Annotated in this window: 14 protein-coding genes; 10 read left to right on the top strand and 4 right to left on the bottom strand. The window is 71.6% G+C overall.

From position 1 onward, the window contains the following. The first annotated feature begins 52 nt into the window (after positions 1-52). Positions 53-1,009: a hypothetical protein gene (locus ACGFT2_RS23155; RefSeq protein WP_393281311.1), complete on the top strand. Its 957-nt coding sequence runs from the start codon at positions 53-55 to the stop codon at positions 1,007-1,009. 126 nt (positions 1,010-1,135) lie between these two features. Here ACGFT2_RS23155 and ACGFT2_RS23160 read toward each other — a convergent pair whose 3' ends face one another. Together ACGFT2_RS23160 and ACGFT2_RS23165 are read right to left on the bottom strand one after the other, a co-directional pair. Further along, positions 1,136-2,785, bottom strand: coding sequence for a sigma-70 family RNA polymerase sigma factor (locus tag ACGFT2_RS23160; RefSeq protein WP_393281313.1), 1,650 nt, complete (start codon positions 2,783-2,785; stop codon positions 1,136-1,138). Between the two features lie 315 nt (positions 2,786-3,100). Then, a complete protein-coding gene (locus ACGFT2_RS23165) occupies positions 3,101-3,907 on the bottom strand; it encodes an SGNH/GDSL hydrolase family protein (RefSeq protein ID WP_393281315.1) in 807 nt (268 codons plus the stop codon). A 532-nt stretch (positions 3,908-4,439) separates the two neighbouring features. On the opposite strand from ACGFT2_RS23165, the gene rpmG reads away from it, so the two are divergent. From rpmG to ykgO, 3 genes are read left to right on the top strand one after another with little or no spacing between them, the layout of a single operon-like run. Further along, the gene (rpmG, locus tag ACGFT2_RS23170; protein ID WP_393281317.1) at positions 4,440-4,604 is read left to right on the top strand and encodes a 50S ribosomal protein L33; all 165 of its coding nucleotides are present in this window, start codon (positions 4,440-4,442) and stop codon (positions 4,602-4,604) included. Positions 4,605-4,649: 45 nt separating this feature from the next. Further along, on the top strand, positions 4,650-4,910 hold the full coding sequence (locus ACGFT2_RS23175; protein WP_393281319.1) for a type B 50S ribosomal protein L31: 261 nt from the start codon (positions 4,650-4,652) through the stop codon (positions 4,908-4,910). A 37-nt stretch (positions 4,911-4,947) separates the two neighbouring features. Then, positions 4,948-5,070: a type B 50S ribosomal protein L36 gene (gene ykgO / locus ACGFT2_RS23180; RefSeq protein ID WP_393281320.1), complete on the top strand. Its 123-nt coding sequence runs from the start codon at positions 4,948-4,950 to the stop codon at positions 5,068-5,070. A 393-nt stretch (positions 5,071-5,463) separates the two neighbouring features. On the opposite strand, the gene ACGFT2_RS23185 is transcribed toward ykgO, so the two are convergent. Continuing rightward, positions 5,464-6,141, bottom strand: a complete 678-nt coding sequence (locus ACGFT2_RS23185) for a GAP family protein (RefSeq protein ID WP_393281322.1) — start codon at positions 6,139-6,141, stop codon at positions 5,464-5,466. A 478-nt stretch (positions 6,142-6,619) separates the two neighbouring features. Here ACGFT2_RS23185 and ACGFT2_RS23190 point away from each other — a divergent pair, with 478 nt between their 5' ends. From ACGFT2_RS23190 to ACGFT2_RS23205, 4 genes are all read left to right on the top strand, one after another. Then, positions 6,620-7,210, top strand: coding sequence for a hypothetical protein (locus tag ACGFT2_RS23190; RefSeq protein WP_393281324.1), 591 nt, complete (start codon positions 6,620-6,622; stop codon positions 7,208-7,210). A gap of 114 nt (positions 7,211-7,324) precedes the next feature. Beyond that, positions 7,325-8,674 carry a Dyp-type peroxidase gene (locus ACGFT2_RS23195; RefSeq protein WP_393281325.1) on the top strand — a complete coding sequence of 450 codons (1,350 nt, stop codon included), beginning with the start codon at positions 7,325-7,327 and terminating at the stop codon, positions 8,672-8,674. 56 nt (positions 8,675-8,730) lie between these two features. Continuing rightward, the gene (locus ACGFT2_RS23200; protein ID WP_393281326.1) at positions 8,731-9,858 is read left to right on the top strand and encodes a catalase family protein; all 1,128 of its coding nucleotides are present in this window, start codon (positions 8,731-8,733) and stop codon (positions 9,856-9,858) included. Positions 9,859-10,209: 351 nt separating this feature from the next. Then, positions 10,210-10,995 carry a hypothetical protein gene (locus tag ACGFT2_RS23205; RefSeq protein WP_393281328.1) on the top strand — a complete coding sequence of 262 codons (786 nt, stop codon included), beginning with the start codon at positions 10,210-10,212 and terminating at the stop codon, positions 10,993-10,995. A gap of 24 nt (positions 10,996-11,019) precedes the next feature. On the opposite strand, the gene ACGFT2_RS23210 is transcribed toward ACGFT2_RS23205, so the two are convergent. Further along, positions 11,020-12,732: a RecQ family ATP-dependent DNA helicase gene (locus tag ACGFT2_RS23210; RefSeq protein WP_393281330.1), complete on the bottom strand. Its 1,713-nt coding sequence runs from the start codon at positions 12,730-12,732 to the stop codon at positions 11,020-11,022. Between the two features lie 324 nt (positions 12,733-13,056). Between ACGFT2_RS23210 and ACGFT2_RS23215 the strand changes: the two genes are divergently transcribed. Beyond that, positions 13,057-13,545: an SRPBCC family protein gene (locus ACGFT2_RS23215; protein WP_393281332.1), complete on the top strand. Its 489-nt coding sequence runs from the start codon at positions 13,057-13,059 to the stop codon at positions 13,543-13,545. After that, positions 13,538-15,157 carry a phytoene desaturase family protein gene (locus tag ACGFT2_RS23220; protein WP_393281333.1) on the top strand — a complete coding sequence of 540 codons (1,620 nt, stop codon included), beginning with the start codon at positions 13,538-13,540 and terminating at the stop codon, positions 15,155-15,157. The genes ACGFT2_RS23215 and ACGFT2_RS23220 overlap by 8 nt, the downstream gene beginning before the upstream one ends. Positions 15,158-15,169: the final 12 nt, after the last annotated feature.

The raw sequence follows: 15,169 nt of genomic DNA on the forward strand, positions 1-15,169 counted from the left end.
ACGATCTTGACTCATCCCTTGTGTGGATCAGATGCCGCTCTAGCCTCCGGACATGGCATTTCTATCGAGCCGCCGTAAAAAGGTGCGACTTGCTCCGGAACTGGACGATCAGGATCTGGGCAGGCTCCTGAAGTCCTTGCTGGCCACCACCAGAACGGGCACGATCGCGACGACGGACCTCTGCGTCGCCCAGATAACCCGGCTCCTCGACCAGGAGCCGGGCGACTGGGACCGCAGGGCCCACCGCCTGTCCGTCCTCGCGGACTACCTGTCGGCATCGCATCTTTCGCGGTCCTGGATCACTCGCGAGCCGCGCAACGCGAACGCGCTCCTGCTGCACTCCTGGACGCAACTGGTACGCGGCCGCTCCGAGGGGCGTCTGGAAGGCGCGGACGCCGTGGTCGACGATTGTCTGCGGGCCGCGGAACTGATCCCGCAGGACCCCACGCCCTGGGTGGTCCTGCTGGGAGTGGCACGCCTGGAACGCTGGGACCAGCCCCAGACGTTCGGGGTGTGGAACGAGGTGCTCGCGCGTGACCGGTGGAACCGCGAGGCCTACCTGAACATGCTGGGCTACCTCTCGCCGGACGAGGCGGGGTCGCGGATCCAGGTCCTGGACTTTGTGGACGCCCTCAGCGCACGCATGCCCGCGAACGCTCCCTGCGCGGCGACCGAACTCACCGCACAGGTCTCGCAGTACCACGCGGTTCTGGACCGGGGCGGATTCGAGGCGCTGGTGGCACGCAACCACTGGTCCCAGGCGATGGCCGCCCAGGCGCTCGACCGCGTGGCCCACACCTGGGCGCAGCCCGGCTTCCTCCAGCACGCCGGTGCCCTCGCCGACCTCAACTCCCTCGCCTACGCGCTGATGGCCGCCGATCGGCGCCGCGAGGCGCGACCGCTCTTCGAGGCGCTGGGCGGCACCGTCACCGCCTGGCCCTGGAACGCCGGCGGCGATCCCGTGACCGAGTTCGACCAGGCACAGCGCAGAGCGGCCGCCGGCCAGTGACGAGCGGAGGGCTGCCGGGGGACGGTGAGGGGCGGACGGCTGCCGGGGGACGGTGGCGGGCGGAGGGCTGGCGGGGGACGGTGACTGCCGGACGGCTGCCGGGGAACGGTGACGGCGGCCGGGGGGTCAGAGCTTGGTGCCGAAGTCCTGCGTCCACCAAGGGCCGCCACCGCCGTTGTGGACGCCGACCCCGATGTTCTTGAACGAGCAGTTGAGGATGTTGGCCCGGTGACCGGGGCTGTGCATCCAGGAGTCCATCACGGCCGCCGGGGTCTGCTGGCCCTCGGCGATGTTCTCCCCGTAGGTGGACCAGCGGTACCCCGCGGCGGTGATCCGCTGCCCGGGGTCGGCGCCGTCCGGGTTGGTGTGCTCGAAGAAGTTGCGGGCGGCCATGTCGTCGGAGTGGGCCTGCGCCGCCTTCTCCAGTTGCGCGTCCTCGGTGACCGGCCCGCAGCCCGCCGCCGCCCGCTCCTTGTTCACCAGCGCGACCACCTGCGCGACGGTGCCCGTGGGTACCGGATCGGCCTGCGGCGCCGTGGACGCGGTCCGCGTGGGCCGGGGGGTCGGTGCCGGAGCCGCCGTGCTCTTCTTCGGCGCCGGCGGTGTCTTCTTGGCGGGCTTCGGCTTCCTGGAGGCCGAGGCCGAGGCCGAGGCCGTCGCAGTGGGAGACTTCTTCCCGGCCGGCGGCGAGGACTTGCCCGCTCCGGGCGCGGAAAGGTCCACGATGGGCGCGCCGGTGGCGGCCGCGGTGCTCGGGCCGTCGCCGCCGCCCGAGCCGGAGTCCGTTCCGAAGTACCACAGCCCCCCGCCGGCGAGACAGGCCGCCACCACGGCGCCACCGACGGCCCGACGCCGGACGCGCCGACGCCGGCGCGCCTCGCCACGAGAGCCCGTCCGGGCGCCGCCGCGGTGCCCGGTCACGGCCGCGCCCGAGCGTCCTGCCGCGTCCACCGCCGACGCGGAGCCGGCACTGGCCATACCGCCCGCGGTGGGACCCCACTTCGCGAGCAGCGCGGCGGAGACGCCGATCAGCGCCAGGCCGGCCAGCAGCCCCTCCGCGGGCATCAGCCCGCTCCACAGGCCCGAGCACCGTACGCAGCCGCGGGCGTGCCGGGCTATTCGCTTGCGCCACAGCGCGGAGGGCCGGCCGTCCCAGGCGGCCAGCATGCCCTGCAGTTCCTCGCACCGAGGCCGTGACTCGAGCGCCCGCACCACCACGCGGGCCGCCTCCAGTTGTGCCTTCATCCGCTGCACCCGTACCGCGGCGTGCTGCGGCGACAGCTCCAGGGCCCCCGCGACCTCGCCGCGGGTCAGCTCACCGGCGCACTCCAGCCACCACAGCGACAGAAGTCCCCGGTCGTCCGGCTCCAGCCAGCGAGTGGCGCGTGCGGTCTCCTGCCGCTGGCCGGACAACTGCAGCTGCATCATGGTCAGATCCACGAAGTCCGCGCCGGGATCGGCGAGCTCCTCGGCCTCCTCCACGCCGCCCGGCGCGGACTGCCGGGCCTGCCAGTGCGCGCGGACCTGGTTCATCGCGATCGCCACGATCCAGGAGCGGAAGCTCTCGGGAGTACGCAGTTCGCCCAGTGCGTCCAGGGCGCGGAGCATGGTCTCCTGCACCACGTCGTCGACGTCGACCGAGCCGTTCAAAGCACGGCCCACGATGTTGTAGACCAGCGGAAGGTGGGCGCTGACCAGGGCGTCCTGGGCCGCCGCATCGCCCGCTCGGGCAGCGGTGACCAGTGCCGCCGTCTCCACCGTGCGCTGTGTACTCATCTGTCGCTTCCCTGTCCTCGATGCCGAACGGAGCTGCCCGACACATGGGAGACCGCTCGGCGAGCCCCGGATAACACTTATTCGGAGGCTCGTTCGAGGAGAGGGTCGTCGTACTGACCGACGACCGCAATGGAAGAGATCACAGTGAGGCGGATCGGGGATCTTTATGGGTATGTTCTAGGGATTTCTCGTGGGCTGGGCGCTTTCGGCCGCTTCATCCGTGCCTGACGGACCCTCACCCCGTCCGGGAGCGGCGAGCGGTGAGGGGTGAGCGGAGCGCCGGGAGCCGGGAACTGGGCAGCGGGAACCGGGCGTTCAGGCCACGCTGGTGAAGAGGGGAAGGTATCCCAGCGCCTGTCCGGCCGCCGTGGGGTGGTACGACTCCACGACGTTCCGCCACTCCACGCTGCGCAGCCACGAGCTGGACGAGCAGATCTCGTGGCCGGTGAAGACCCTGCGCACGTCGGCGAACGTGAACCCGTGCGCGGCGGCGCGCTCGGCGATCACCCTGTCGAGCTGGTCCACGGCCGCGTTCAGGGCGGACCTCTCGGTGTCGTGCAGGCCACCCCGGCAGGCGCCGTGGAGCTGGTAGAAGTGCGGATAGCCGAGCACGACGACATGGGCGGCCGGGGCCTTGCGCCGGATCGCCGAGTAGAGCCGGTCGAGGTCGGCCGGGAGGGTCCCGTCGATGAAGGTGCGCGCACGGGTGACGGCGGACGTGCAGACGCCGGTGCCCGGCAGTACACAGCTCGCCATGACACGGGCGTAGCCCGAGTCGCTGCCGCCGACGCTGATGCTGACCAGATCGGTGCGGCCGTTGAGCGGACCGAGCTGCCGGGCCAGGACATCGGTCGTGTGGGCGCCGTTGCACGCGGTGAAGCTGAACGACGAGGCGTGGGACGCGGCCCACAGCACGGGGTACGCCTGCCTGCTGCGGAAGCAGCTCGCGTCGGAGGGGACGTAGCTGCCGGCGCCGACACCGGACGAGTAGGAGTCGCCCAGAGCCACGTAGTCCAGGCCGGTTCTGTTCGACGCGGCCGGCGCCGTGGCCGGACCGGCGAAGGTGCACGCGGCGGCGAGCAGGAAGGCGGACGCACACGACACTGTTCGGGACCGTCTCATGCTTCTGCTATAGCGAGGATGGGGTCCCGGCACCCGTCGTGTCCGTCCGTTCCGCCCAGCCGCGTTGACAAACGACTCGGCGAGTGCCGCTGCCGGAGCGTCCCGTGGCGGCGGGGGCGCCGGCCAGGCGCGGAGGTGGGACGCCGCGCCCACCCCCCGCCGCGGAATTCACCCGGTGAGCCGTCACCCGTACGGCAGACCCCTCGTCTCCTTCGTGCTCGCCGGGCCGCGTGGGCGTTCGCGCTCGCCGGGCCGCGTGGGCGGGTGGGAATGCGGGGCCGGCCCGGTCGGTTGTAGCCGGTGTGGTCGTGGCGGGGGCAGTGTCCCCGGGCCTCACCTGTCGCCCATGGGGGCGATCGGCGGAGCATCTCGCCGCGCAGGCGACGCCCTTCACGGCCACGATGCCGCTCGTGGGGCCCGCCGGAAGTCCGGTCCGGACCCGATGACAGAACCGGGAATGCCGCGGCGGACGCCAGCGTTCCCTATGAGTGACATGCTCAGGACAATCAAGAGCGTGTGAAGGGAGAACCTCATGGCAGGCAGCACCGTGCGCCCCGTCGTCAGGCTGAAGTCGACGGCAGGGACCGGAGTCACCTACGTGACGCGAAAGAACCGTCTGAGCGACCCGGACCGGCTCGTGCTCCGCAAGTACGACCCGGTGGCGGGCAAGCACGTCCCCTTCCGCGAGGAACGCTGAGCCACGCGGCAGCCCCCGGAAGAACCGCGACAAGGAGGCAAGTCCATGAGGTCCGGTATCCACCCCACGTCCCGGCCGGTCGTCTTCCGCGACCGTGCGGCCGGCGCTCACTTCCTGACCAGCTCGACCGCGACGGCGTCGAAGACGATCCAGTGGGCGGACGGAAACACCTATCCGCTGATCGACGTCGAGGTCTCGTCGGCCAGTCATCCCGTCTACACCGGCGCCGCGAGGGTGGTGGACACCGCCGGCCGCGTCGAACGCTTCCAGCGGCGTTACGGCCGGCCGGTCAGCTCCCGAAGCTGACCGCGGACGCCGGACCGAGCACGAGGAGAACCCCGCCATGAAGGTACGCAAGTCGCTGCGCTCGCTGAAGTCCAGGCCCGGCGCCCAGGTGGTGCGCCGCCGCGGCGTGGTCTTCGTCGTCAACAGGAAGAACCCCCGCTTCAAGGCGCGCCAGGGCTGACACCCGGCGCGCGGCGAAGCCGACCGGCCCGGCCCCTGCTTGCCGCAGGGCCGGGCCGGTCCCGCGACGGTTATGACGCCCCGCGGCTGGACCGCTGCCAGCCGTCCTGCGCGAACATCGCGCGCACCCCGACCGCCATGCGGTGGTCCGCACGCTGCCGAAGCAGGCGCCGATCGGCAGGTTGCGGACCATGTCGTGCCGTGGGGGCGTTGCCGCCCGGCTGCCGGCGATGGCGTCGGCCTCGGCAACAGTGGAGTAGACCCGTAGCACCTGGTCGGCGCCGCTCGGCCGACGAGCGCCGAAGCTCGGGTGGCCGGGCGGTGAGAGCCCCCGGGCCAGCCGACCACGCCACCTGCTGCGCGTCTCTGCTCGGACCGCCCATGGGTGGGTGCGTCAGGAGGTGAGGATGGAGATGCCGTCTCCGAGCAGTTTCAGCCCGAGGACGAAGAACAGGACGGCCATCACGGCGACATTGTGCTGAGCTGCCCAGTCCTTCCAGTTTCCGAGCGTGGTCTTGGCCCGCTCTCCACCGAGCAGGAACACTCCCAGTGGGGCCAGCAGGCCGAGGCTGGCGATCACAACGAAGATCGCCAGCGATGCGATCTGCTGCCCGACCGGCAGTCCCGCGGAGCCGATAGTGGCGCCTGCGGCGATGGTCAGTGGGGCGTTCTTGGCGTTGAGCGCGGCCAGGGCCAGTCCGAGAGCGAAGATCTTGACGGGCGCGAGGCGGTCGAGCGCGCTCATCCACTTCGGCAGCTGCGCTTGCGAGGGGTCCTTCGGCCGCCGGTGCCATTGCCGGGCGCCGAAGACGGCGAGGAGCACGCCGAGGGCGAGTTTGAGAGCTCCCACCCAGGTGGCCGGTTGGTTGTGGGCGGAGGCTCCCGCGGGGGAGGCGATCGCGAGCATCACCGCGCCCAGTGCCGAGAGTCCCAGGATCCAGCCGACGGTGAAGAGGAGTCCGTTGGGACGGCCTCGGGGCGTGGCGAGGATGAGGATGACCGCGATGATCGGGAGCGGGCTGACCGCGACGCCGGCCGCAAGACCGAGGACGTCACCGAGAACTTTGCCCATTGTTGCCTCCGGGTGGGAGTCGGGGGCGGCGATCCAGGTGGGCGAGGCTTGGCGGAAGCAGGTGCCCCGGCCGCCACCGGCGTGACGGGACGATCCGCGATCGGCTGCGCCGTTGTTCTCAGGGCCGCGCGGATGTGATCGCCCTGGAGGAGCGGACGCGATTGCCCGAGAGGGTGACGGCGGCGTACCCGGCAGGTCCTCCCATCTTCCTGCGCCTGGCCGTATCTGTCCTCGGGAGTCTTCTCCGGGGTGAGGCCACCTGCATGAGCCCGCGGCACCCGCGTTCCTGCCTTCCCGGACGTGGCGTCGAGGCCATCGGTCAGTGAAGTGACCGAACGGGTGCCCTGAGCGTTCGCATCGCTCAGGGGCGAAGATGCGAGGCGGCGCATCCACGGTGACGATGAACAGGTGAGGGCGATGGCGCCCCATGTCGTGCGCTTGGAGACCCTCGCACCGACCGCAGCAGGAGGATCTCACGATGACTGCGACGACAGGTGGAACCCAGTCTGCTCACCCCGAGCGCCCGGGCAGGTCGGACGGGGTCTGCAGCGAGTTCACCGTCTTCACCAAGATCAAGCCGGGCGAGGCCGAGGCGCTGCGTGAGGACCTCGCCGCGATGGCCGACGCGGCGCAGGACGCGGACGCCCACGCGGCGGTACGGCAGATCGGCACCCTGCATGACGCGCGGCACGTGATCTTCGACGACGACACCCGGTTCATGTTCGCCAGCGTCTTCGACGGTTCCTGGGACACCTACATCGACGACTTCGCCAAGACGGTGGTCGGCGCCCGCTTCGAGAGGGTCTTCTCGCACAGCGAGGGGTTCCCCGGCATCCACGATCCGGGGGCGAAGGACTGGTTCGTCGCCCACCAGGCGCCCGCGAACGTCTTCATCAGCGCCTATCCCGAGCTGACCGTTCAGCAGATCTACAAGGACCATCGTGTGGAGGAGGCGTTCGAGGAGGTGCTGGACACCCCCGAGTTCCGCTCGGCCCTGGAGAACCCGGCGAACGCGGAGCTGGTGGCCACGCCCGCTTTCCAGAAGCTGCTGGAGGAAGCCTCGGCCTAGCAGCAGGGCGCAAACGACCCTCGGAGCCGACGCGCTGACGGACCGGTCGGCGACCGTGAGGCCGGTCGCCGGCGGGCTGCCCGGGCAGAGGCCGATGTGGAGGCACGACCGATCATGAACACCGCGGACAGCAGCACGGCGAGCGTGCGCGTCGAGATCGACGACGTCCAGAGCGGGGCCCTGCGGCCTCGGCCCGTTCCCTACGAGGGGAAGTTCGTCTTCCTGCACGTCGACGACCGCCACGCCGGGCGCGCCCTGCTGCGGCGGCTGCTTCCGCTGACCTCAGGTGGTCTGACCAGCGCGGACCGAAACCGGGACGCCTGGGTGGCCGTGGCGTTCACCTATCAGGGACTCGAGGCCCTAGGGGTGCCCCAGGAGTCGCTGGACAGTTTTCCGAGGGCGTTTCGTGAAGGCATGGCCGCTCGCGCGGCGCTGATCGGCGACGTGGGAGAGAGCGCACCGGCCCACTGGGAGGCACCGTTCGGAACGGGTGAGGTCCACATCGCGTTGAGCGCCCTCTCCTCCGACGCGGCGCAGCTCGAGAGGGAACTGCAACGGGCTCGTGTCGCCTACGAGGACACCCCCGGTATCCGGGTGATCTGGCAGCAGGAGGTCCGCCAGCTCCCGACCGGGCGCACCACCTTCGGCTTCCGGGACGGCATCAGCCATCCGAACATCGAAGGCGTCGGCCTGCCCGGCTCCAACCCGCAGGAGGCCCCCCTCAAGGCCGGCGAGTTCATCCTCGGCTACCCCGACGAGACCGGCAATCTGCCGCCTATCCCCAGCCCCGATGTGCTGGGCCGCAACGGAACCTACGTGGCCGTCCGCAAGATCCACACCAACGTGGCGGCCTGGCGCCGGTTCCTGCGTGCGAACAGCTCCAGCGCCGAGGAGGAGGCGCTGCTGGCGGCGAAGATGGTCGGGCGCTGGCCCAGCGGGGCGCCGCTGACCCTGGCGCCGGAGCACGATGATCCGGAACTGGCGGCCGATCCGCAGCGCGTCAACAACTTCCTGTACCGGGAGCACGACGACGGAGGCTTCCGGTGTCCCGCAGGTGCGCATGTCCGGCGCACCAACCCCCGGGATGCCACGATCATCGGCGACGCACGGATGCACCGCCTCATCCGCCGCGGCACCACCTACGGCCCGCCGCTGCCCGAGGGCGTGCTGGAGGACGACGGCGCCGACCGCGGGCTGGTCGGGGTGTTCATCGGGGCCCATCTTGAACGGCAGTTCGAGTTCATCAAGGCCGAGTGGGTCAACGACGGAAACTTCATCGGCTACCCCGGCGAGCAGGACCCCGTGGCCGGGCACCACGGCGGAACCGGCAGCAGCACCATCCCGGAGAAGCCGGTCCGCCGGCGCCTGCGCAACCTGCCCAGCTTCGTGGTCACCCGCGGCGGCGAGTACTGCTTCCTGCCGGGTCTGCGTGCCCTGCGCTGGCTCGCAGACCTGGAGAACTGACGGCGATTCCGCTCGACCGAAGGTCCGATCACGCTCTGCGAGGAGAGGCCGAAGCCATGGCCACACAGTTCGTCCGCTACACGCCTGACGTCGAAGACGACGACCCGGACTTCGACCAGAACTTGCAGAAGGTGATCGACAAGACCGAGAGCTACATCACCGAGTCGGTCACGGCCGGCGGCACCGGACAGGCGCTGCGCGACGCCCACGCCAAGGGCTACGGGCTGGTACGAGGGGAAGTGGAGATCCTGGCCGGGCTTCTCCCCGAGTACGCCCAGGGCATCTACGCCACCCCGGGAACCCACGATGCACTCATCCGCTTCTCCAACGGCTCGCCCCACGCCGGAGCCGACGCACGACTGGGTGCCGCCACCGGACTGGCACTGAAGATGTTCGACATCCCCGGCCCCACCCTGCTGGAAGACGAACCGGACACCGGCACCTTCGACTACGCCAACATCAACGGACCGATCTTCTTCTGCAACACCGTCGAGCACTACCTGTTCATCCAGGAACTGTTCCTGAACGCACCGGCCTACTTCTCCCAGGGCCGACCCGGAGCACATCGCTTCTTCACCGAATTCGTGACCGGAAAGGGAACCCTGGACCAGGACGACTGGGCGTGGGACGAGTTCCTGGCCTTCCTGCGCCTGGCGAAGACCCGTCCGGCCAACGTACTGCTGTCCAGCTACTGGACGATGGGAGCGGTCCGGCACGGGGACCACATCGCCAAAGTCCGCATCACCCCCGCCCCGGACTTCGCCGCCGCGGTGGTCCGACGCGACATCGACCCGACCTCCGCGGAGGAGGTCTTCCGGCCGGCCCTGCAAGCCGAACTGCAGGAGCGGCCCTACGCCTTCGACATCCAGGTGCAACTCTGCACCGACCTGCAACGCATGCCGGTGGAGGACACCAGCGTGGAGTGGCCCGAACAGCTCTCGCCGTACGTCACCGTGGCGAAACTGCGATTGCCGCAGCAGGACATCTCCGGCCCGGAGAACCTGGAGAAGATGGACTCACTGTCCTTCACACCCTGGCGGGTCACCGCCGAACACGCACCCCTGGGCAACATCATGCGGGCCCGCAAGGAGGTCTACCGGCGCTCCTCCATCGCCCGCCACAAGCTCAACCAGCAACCACGCACAGAGCCCCGCAGCGCCTCCGAGGTGCTCGGCCCACCCTGATGAAGCCGTCCAACTGGGAAGGCGTCGGCGAGACGCGATCTGCCCCTCGCGGGCGATGGCGTGCTCGCTGCCGACCTGTTGGATCGACAGCCCCCTGCAGCCCGGCAGCCGTCCGCTGCCTCTATAGTATGAGCGAAAAGAACTGATCAATCCGAGGGTCCCGGTACGGACTCGTCCAAAGCCGTGGTGCGGCCGACTCGGTGCTGCCCCGAGGTCGCCTCCGGCCGGCACCTCGTCTACGGGCGCGAGTTCGAAAACGCCTTCGACTTCCTTCCCCTGTGTCGGCCACCTTGCCGGGACGCGCCGGACGACGCTTCCGGCGCGCCTGATCCCCTGACGTCTGGAGAGTTCATGCGTTGCGCCCTGCCGCTGGCCGCCGCCGCGTTGCTGTGCGCGGGTTGTGCCGCCGGCGGTGGTGCCAAGCCCGCGGCCGCCACGCACCGGCCCGATCACGGCTCCGCCGTGCGAGCCGCGCTCGCCGGGGCCGCCAGGACCAGCGCCCGGCTGAACGAGCGCGTCGAGATCACCGGCGGGAGCGAGACCTTCGCGGTGACCGTCACCGGCCGGTTCGACTTCGGCCGCGACCGGGGCTCGCTGGCCGTCGACTTTCCCCAGGGCGGGATCGCTCACGTCGAGGAGACCTTCGCGGACGGCAAGGTGTACCTCCTCGGAGCGGGCGGCGTCGACCCGGGGACGTGGGGCACGACGGCCCGCGACAAGGCTGAGGCGCATTACGTCCTGCGGGCTCCGCTGAACGACCCTGAGCACGTCCTGCGGCAGTCGTCCGCCATGAAGCGTGTCTCGCGGGTGGGGGAGGAGAGCGTCCACGGTGTACGCGCCGTGCACTACCGGGGCATGCTCGACCACAAGGCCCTGACGTTGCGGCTCGCCAAGGACGTACGCGAGAAGATGGACCAGGCCCGGGACCTCGTGGGGGACGACCTACCCGCCTTCGCGGACGTCTGGCTCGACGGCCGCGGACGACTGGTACAGACACGGATGACGCTCGGCCTGTCCGAGGCCCGGGTCGAGGTGACGACGGCGTTCTCGAACATCGGCGAACCGGTGCGGGTGACGGTGCCGCACACCGAGGACACCGTTCCGGTCAGCAGCGTGAGCGGTGTCCTGACCGGCTGAGCGCCCCGTCCCACCGGCCGAGTCCTACCCGCTGGCGTCGCCCGGCGCGCCGACCACGGTGAGCAGTCCGTCGTGGTCGGCGAGGGCCTCCAGCGACAGCGTGCGGTAGCCGACCTCCTCGAACAGGACCGTGATGCGGTCCCCTTCCTCGCTCAGCACGGAACCCCGCCCCCACCGGCCGTGCCGTACCGAGGCGCCCACCGGATAGTCGCGCACGGCGGGGTGGACCGGCTGCTCCCGGCCGGCCCGCGCATCGGCCGCCTCGGTTCCCGGCGCGTCGCACACGTCGCAGTTGCCGCACGGCGCCGCGTACTCCTCGCCGAAGTAGCCGAGCAGGAAACGTCGCCGGCACCCGGTCGTCTCGGCGTAGGTCCTGGCCATGTCCACCCGGGAGCGTTCCACCCGCTTGTGCGCCTCGGCGGTGTGCACCGCCCGGTTCACCGCCGGACCGGGTGCCGTGGCAGCGGCCGGCCGTACCGCGCCGGAGTCGTCGGTGACGACGGCGCCGGCCTCCTCCAGCAGGTTCACCGCGGCGGTGAACCTGCCGCGCGGCAGGCCCGCGCCGCGCCGCAGCTCGTCCAGCCCCACGGGCCCGGGCCGTTCCGCGTGGACCGCCCGCGCCACCGCGGCAACCGTGTCCCGGCTCGGCGTACGGGAGCGGAAGTACGCCTGCATCCCGGTGTCCTCGGCACGGTAGTGCAGGACGGCGAGAGCGGGCTCCCCGTCCCGGCCGCAGCGCCCGATCTCCTGGTAGTAGGCGTCGAGGGAACCCGGCAGCGAGGCGTGCAGCACGAACCGTACGTCCTGCTTGTCGATGCCCATCCCGAAGGCCGAGGTCGCCACCACGACGTCCGTCTCACCCGCCAGGAACGCCTGATGGACGCGGCGCCGCTCGGCGGCACGCAGGCCCGCGTGGAAGGCCTCCGCGGCGAGCCCGAGGGCGGCCAGCTCCCCGGCGTAGGAGTCGCAGTCCTTGCGGGTGGCCGCGTAGACGATGCCGGGCTTGCGTTCGGCCGCGGCCCGCTCGACGACGAGGCGCCGCCGTTCGTCCTCGTCCAGGTGACGGTGGACGTCCAGGCGGATGTTCGGCCGGTCGAAGCCGGTGACGAGCTGCAGCGGCCGGCGCATGCCGAGCCGCTCGACGATGTCCTGGCGTACCGGGGGCGCCGCGGTCGCGGTCAGCGCGAGCACGGGCGGGCGGCCCAGCCGGTCCACCGCCTGCCCCAGGCGCAGGTAGTCCGGGCGGAAGTCGTGCCCCCAGAACGACACGCACTGGGCCTCGTCCACCACGAACAGAGCCGGACGGGCCTCGTTCAGCCGCCGTATCACCTCGTCCTTGGCCAGCTGCTCGGGAGACAGGTAGACGAACCGGACGGCCCCACTGGCCACCGCCTCCCAGGCGTCCTCGGTCTGCGCGGCGGTGAGGTCGGAGTTCACGGCGACGGCACCCGGGGCACCGGCTCCGCCGGGCAGCCCGGCGATCTGGTCCCGTTGCAGGGCGAGCAGCGGCGACACCACCACGACGGGCCCGGACAGCAGCAGCGCGGGTACCTGGTATACGGCGGACTTGCCGGATCCCGTCGGCATGACGACGAGGGCGTCCCGCCCCCGCACGATCCACTCCATGGCGCGGAGTTGCTCCGGACGCAGGCTGTCCCACCCGAAGACGTCGGCGGCGGTGGCGCGCAGCCGCGCGCTCCACCCGCCGTCCCCGCCGCGCGCCTGTCCGTCACCCATGTCCGCTCCCTGCCGTTCCGTACCGTCTCGCCGCCGCAGAGGCCACCCGCCGCGGGCTCACGGGGACCATGCACGCGACACCGGGCCGACCGGTCCGGGTGCTCCTCCACCGCCGTTCCTGGGTGCCCACGCAACGGCGGAGGCAGTCCTGTGGACGGGCACGGGAGGTCCGTGCCCGTACCGACGCGGAGCGGCCGCCCGCGGCGAGGCCCGGCGGCCGTCGGTGACGGGAGGTACTGCCGTGGCTGCCGATGGCCGATGGTTGGTCACCCCGGTGCCGGGGAACTCGGCGGGTTCCTCGCCGGCTCGACAACGGAGGCCCGAGTGGCGGTACGTCATCGACTGATCAAGGCCAGCCCCGCCGCGGTGTGGGACGTCCTCGCGGACGGCAGCCGGTACGCGGACTGGGTGGTGGGCACGGCCTCGTCGTATCCGAAACGCGGCCGGTGGCCGCAGGAGGAGGCCGCCATCGGATACGAGATCCGGCTGGGACCGTTCCGGGTGGGAAACGAGACGATCGTACGGCGCTGCCGCGAGGGCTCCGTCCTGGAACTGGAGGCCCAGGCGGGCTTCCTCGGCACCGCCCGGATCGCCATCGAGCTGCGGGAGTGGGGCCGGTACACCCTGGTCATCGTGGACGAGCACCCGCTCCAGGGAGCGGGCGGCACCCTCCACAACGCGGGATTCGAGGTGCTCATCCAGCTGCGTCACCGCGCCATGCTGGCCCGGCTCGCCGCGGCCTGCGAGGACGCTGAGCGCGGCGAGGGAGCCGCACCGCGCACGCCGGGCCGGCCCGGAGCCGACCATGCCTGACGCCGTGGTGATCGGCGCCGGGCCCAACGGGCTCGTGGCCGCCAACCTGCTGGCGGACGCCGGGTGGAGCGTCCAGGTGCTGGAGGAACAACCGGAGCCCGGCGGCGCGGTCCGCCACGACCGAGGGGTGGACGCCGACTTCGTCAACGACCTCTTCAGCTCCTTCTATCCCCTGGCCGCCGCCTCTCCCGTACTGTCCCGGCTCCATCTGGAGGAACACGGACTGCGCTGGAGCCACGCGCCGCAGGTGCTGGCCCATCCCCTGAGTGACGGCCGGTGCGCGGTGCTGGACCGGCGGATCGACGTCACCGCCGACTCCCTGGACACGTTCGCACCCGGCGACGGAGCGGCATGGCGGCGCCTGTTCGCGCTGTGGCAGACCGTTCGCGAAGATCTGCTCGACGCGTTGTTCACCCCGTTCCCGCCGATCAGGTCCGTGGCCCGGCTGGCCCGCACCCTGCGGGCCGCGGGCGGTCTGCGCACGGCGCGGTCCCTGATCCTGCCGGTGCGCCGGATGGGGGAGGAGGAGTTCCGCGGCGAGGGCGGCCGGCTGCTGCTGGCCGGCAACGCCCTGCACGCGGACCTCGCCCCCGAGTCGGCGGGCAGCGGCGGCTTCGGCTGGCTGATGTCGATGCTGGGACAGACGTACGGCTTCCCCGTGCCGGTCGGCGGTGCGGGAGCGCTCACCGAGGCCCTGGTGCGGCGGCTGCGCGCGCACGGGGGCGAGCTGCGCTGCCGGGAGCGGGTGGAGAACGTCACCGTGCGCGACGGGCGGGCCGTGGGCGTGCGGACCGCCGCCGGCGAGCGGGTGGCCGCGGAGCGCGCGGTGCTGGCGGACGTGGCCGTGCCCGTCCTCTACCAGCAGCTCGTCGGCCCCGAGCACCTTCCCGCACAGCTGATGGAGGACCTGCGGCGCTTCCAGTGGGACTTCGCCACCTTCAAGGTCGACTGGGCGCTCGACGGACCGGTGCCGTGGCAGGCCGGGCCGGCCTGCCGGGCCGGGACGGTCCACCTGGCCGACGGCATGGACGAGCTCACCCGGTTCGCGGCCCAGATCGCCATGCACCAGGTGCCCGACCGGCCCTTCGCCCTGTTCGGGCAGATGACCACCGCGGACGCCACCCGCTCCCCCGAGGGCACCGAGTCGGCCTGGGCCTACACCCACGTCCCGCGCGACATCCGGGCGGACGCCGGGGACGAGGGGGTCACCGGCGAGTGGCGCCCCGCCGACCAGGAACGGATGGCGGACCGTGTGGAACGCCAGGTCGAGCGGTTCGCACCCGGCTTCCGCTCCCGCATCCGCGCCCGCCGTGTCCTCGCGCCGCCGACTTTCGAGGCCCTGGACGCCAATCTCCTGGGCGGTGCCATCAACGGGGGCACCACCAACATCCACCAGCAGCTCGTCTTCCGGCCGGTACCCGGCACGGGGCGACCCGAGACCCCCCTGCCCGGACTGTTCCTCGCCTCCGCCGGGGCGCATCCCGGCGGAGGCGTGCACGGTGCTCCCGGAGCCAACGCGGCCCGGTCCGCGCTGCGCGCCCACCGGGCACCCGCGCTGGTCCGCGCCCAGCGGCTGCTGACCCGCCGGGACCGGACCGGACACCGGCGCTGACCGCGCGGCACC

The sequence above is a fragment of the Streptomyces sp. NPDC048514 genome (assembly GCF_043199955.1).
Lineage (GTDB): Bacteria > Actinomycetota > Actinomycetes > Streptomycetales > Streptomycetaceae > Streptomyces.

Coding starts and splice junctions, on each gene's coding strand:
- ACGFT2_RS23155 (WP_393281311.1), top strand. CDS start 53: ATGGCATTTCTATCGAGCCGCCGTAAAAAGGTGCGACTTGCTCCGGAA.
- ACGFT2_RS23160 (WP_393281313.1), bottom strand. CDS start 2,785: ATGAGTACACAGCGCACGGTGGAGACGGCGGCACTGGTCACCGCTGCC.
- ACGFT2_RS23165 (WP_393281315.1), bottom strand. CDS start 3,907: ATGAGACGGTCCCGAACAGTGTCGTGTGCGTCCGCCTTCCTGCTCGCC.
- rpmG (WP_393281317.1), top strand. CDS start 4,440: ATGGCAGGCAGCACCGTGCGCCCCGTCGTCAGGCTGAAGTCGACGGCA.
- ACGFT2_RS23175 (WP_393281319.1), top strand. CDS start 4,650: ATGAGGTCCGGTATCCACCCCACGTCCCGGCCGGTCGTCTTCCGCGAC.
- ykgO (WP_393281320.1), top strand. CDS start 4,948: ATGAAGGTACGCAAGTCGCTGCGCTCGCTGAAGTCCAGGCCCGGCGCC.
- ACGFT2_RS23185 (WP_393281322.1), bottom strand. CDS start 6,141: ATGGGCAAAGTTCTCGGTGACGTCCTCGGTCTTGCGGCCGGCGTCGCG.
- ACGFT2_RS23190 (WP_393281324.1), top strand. CDS start 6,620: ATGACTGCGACGACAGGTGGAACCCAGTCTGCTCACCCCGAGCGCCCG.
- ACGFT2_RS23195 (WP_393281325.1), top strand. CDS start 7,325: ATGAACACCGCGGACAGCAGCACGGCGAGCGTGCGCGTCGAGATCGAC.
- ACGFT2_RS23200 (WP_393281326.1), top strand. CDS start 8,731: ATGGCCACACAGTTCGTCCGCTACACGCCTGACGTCGAAGACGACGAC.
- ACGFT2_RS23205 (WP_393281328.1), top strand. CDS start 10,210: ATGCGTTGCGCCCTGCCGCTGGCCGCCGCCGCGTTGCTGTGCGCGGGT.
- ACGFT2_RS23210 (WP_393281330.1), bottom strand. CDS start 12,732: ATGGGTGACGGACAGGCGCGCGGCGGGGACGGCGGGTGGAGCGCGCGG.
- ACGFT2_RS23220 (WP_393281333.1), top strand. CDS start 13,538: ATGCCTGACGCCGTGGTGATCGGCGCCGGGCCCAACGGGCTCGTGGCC.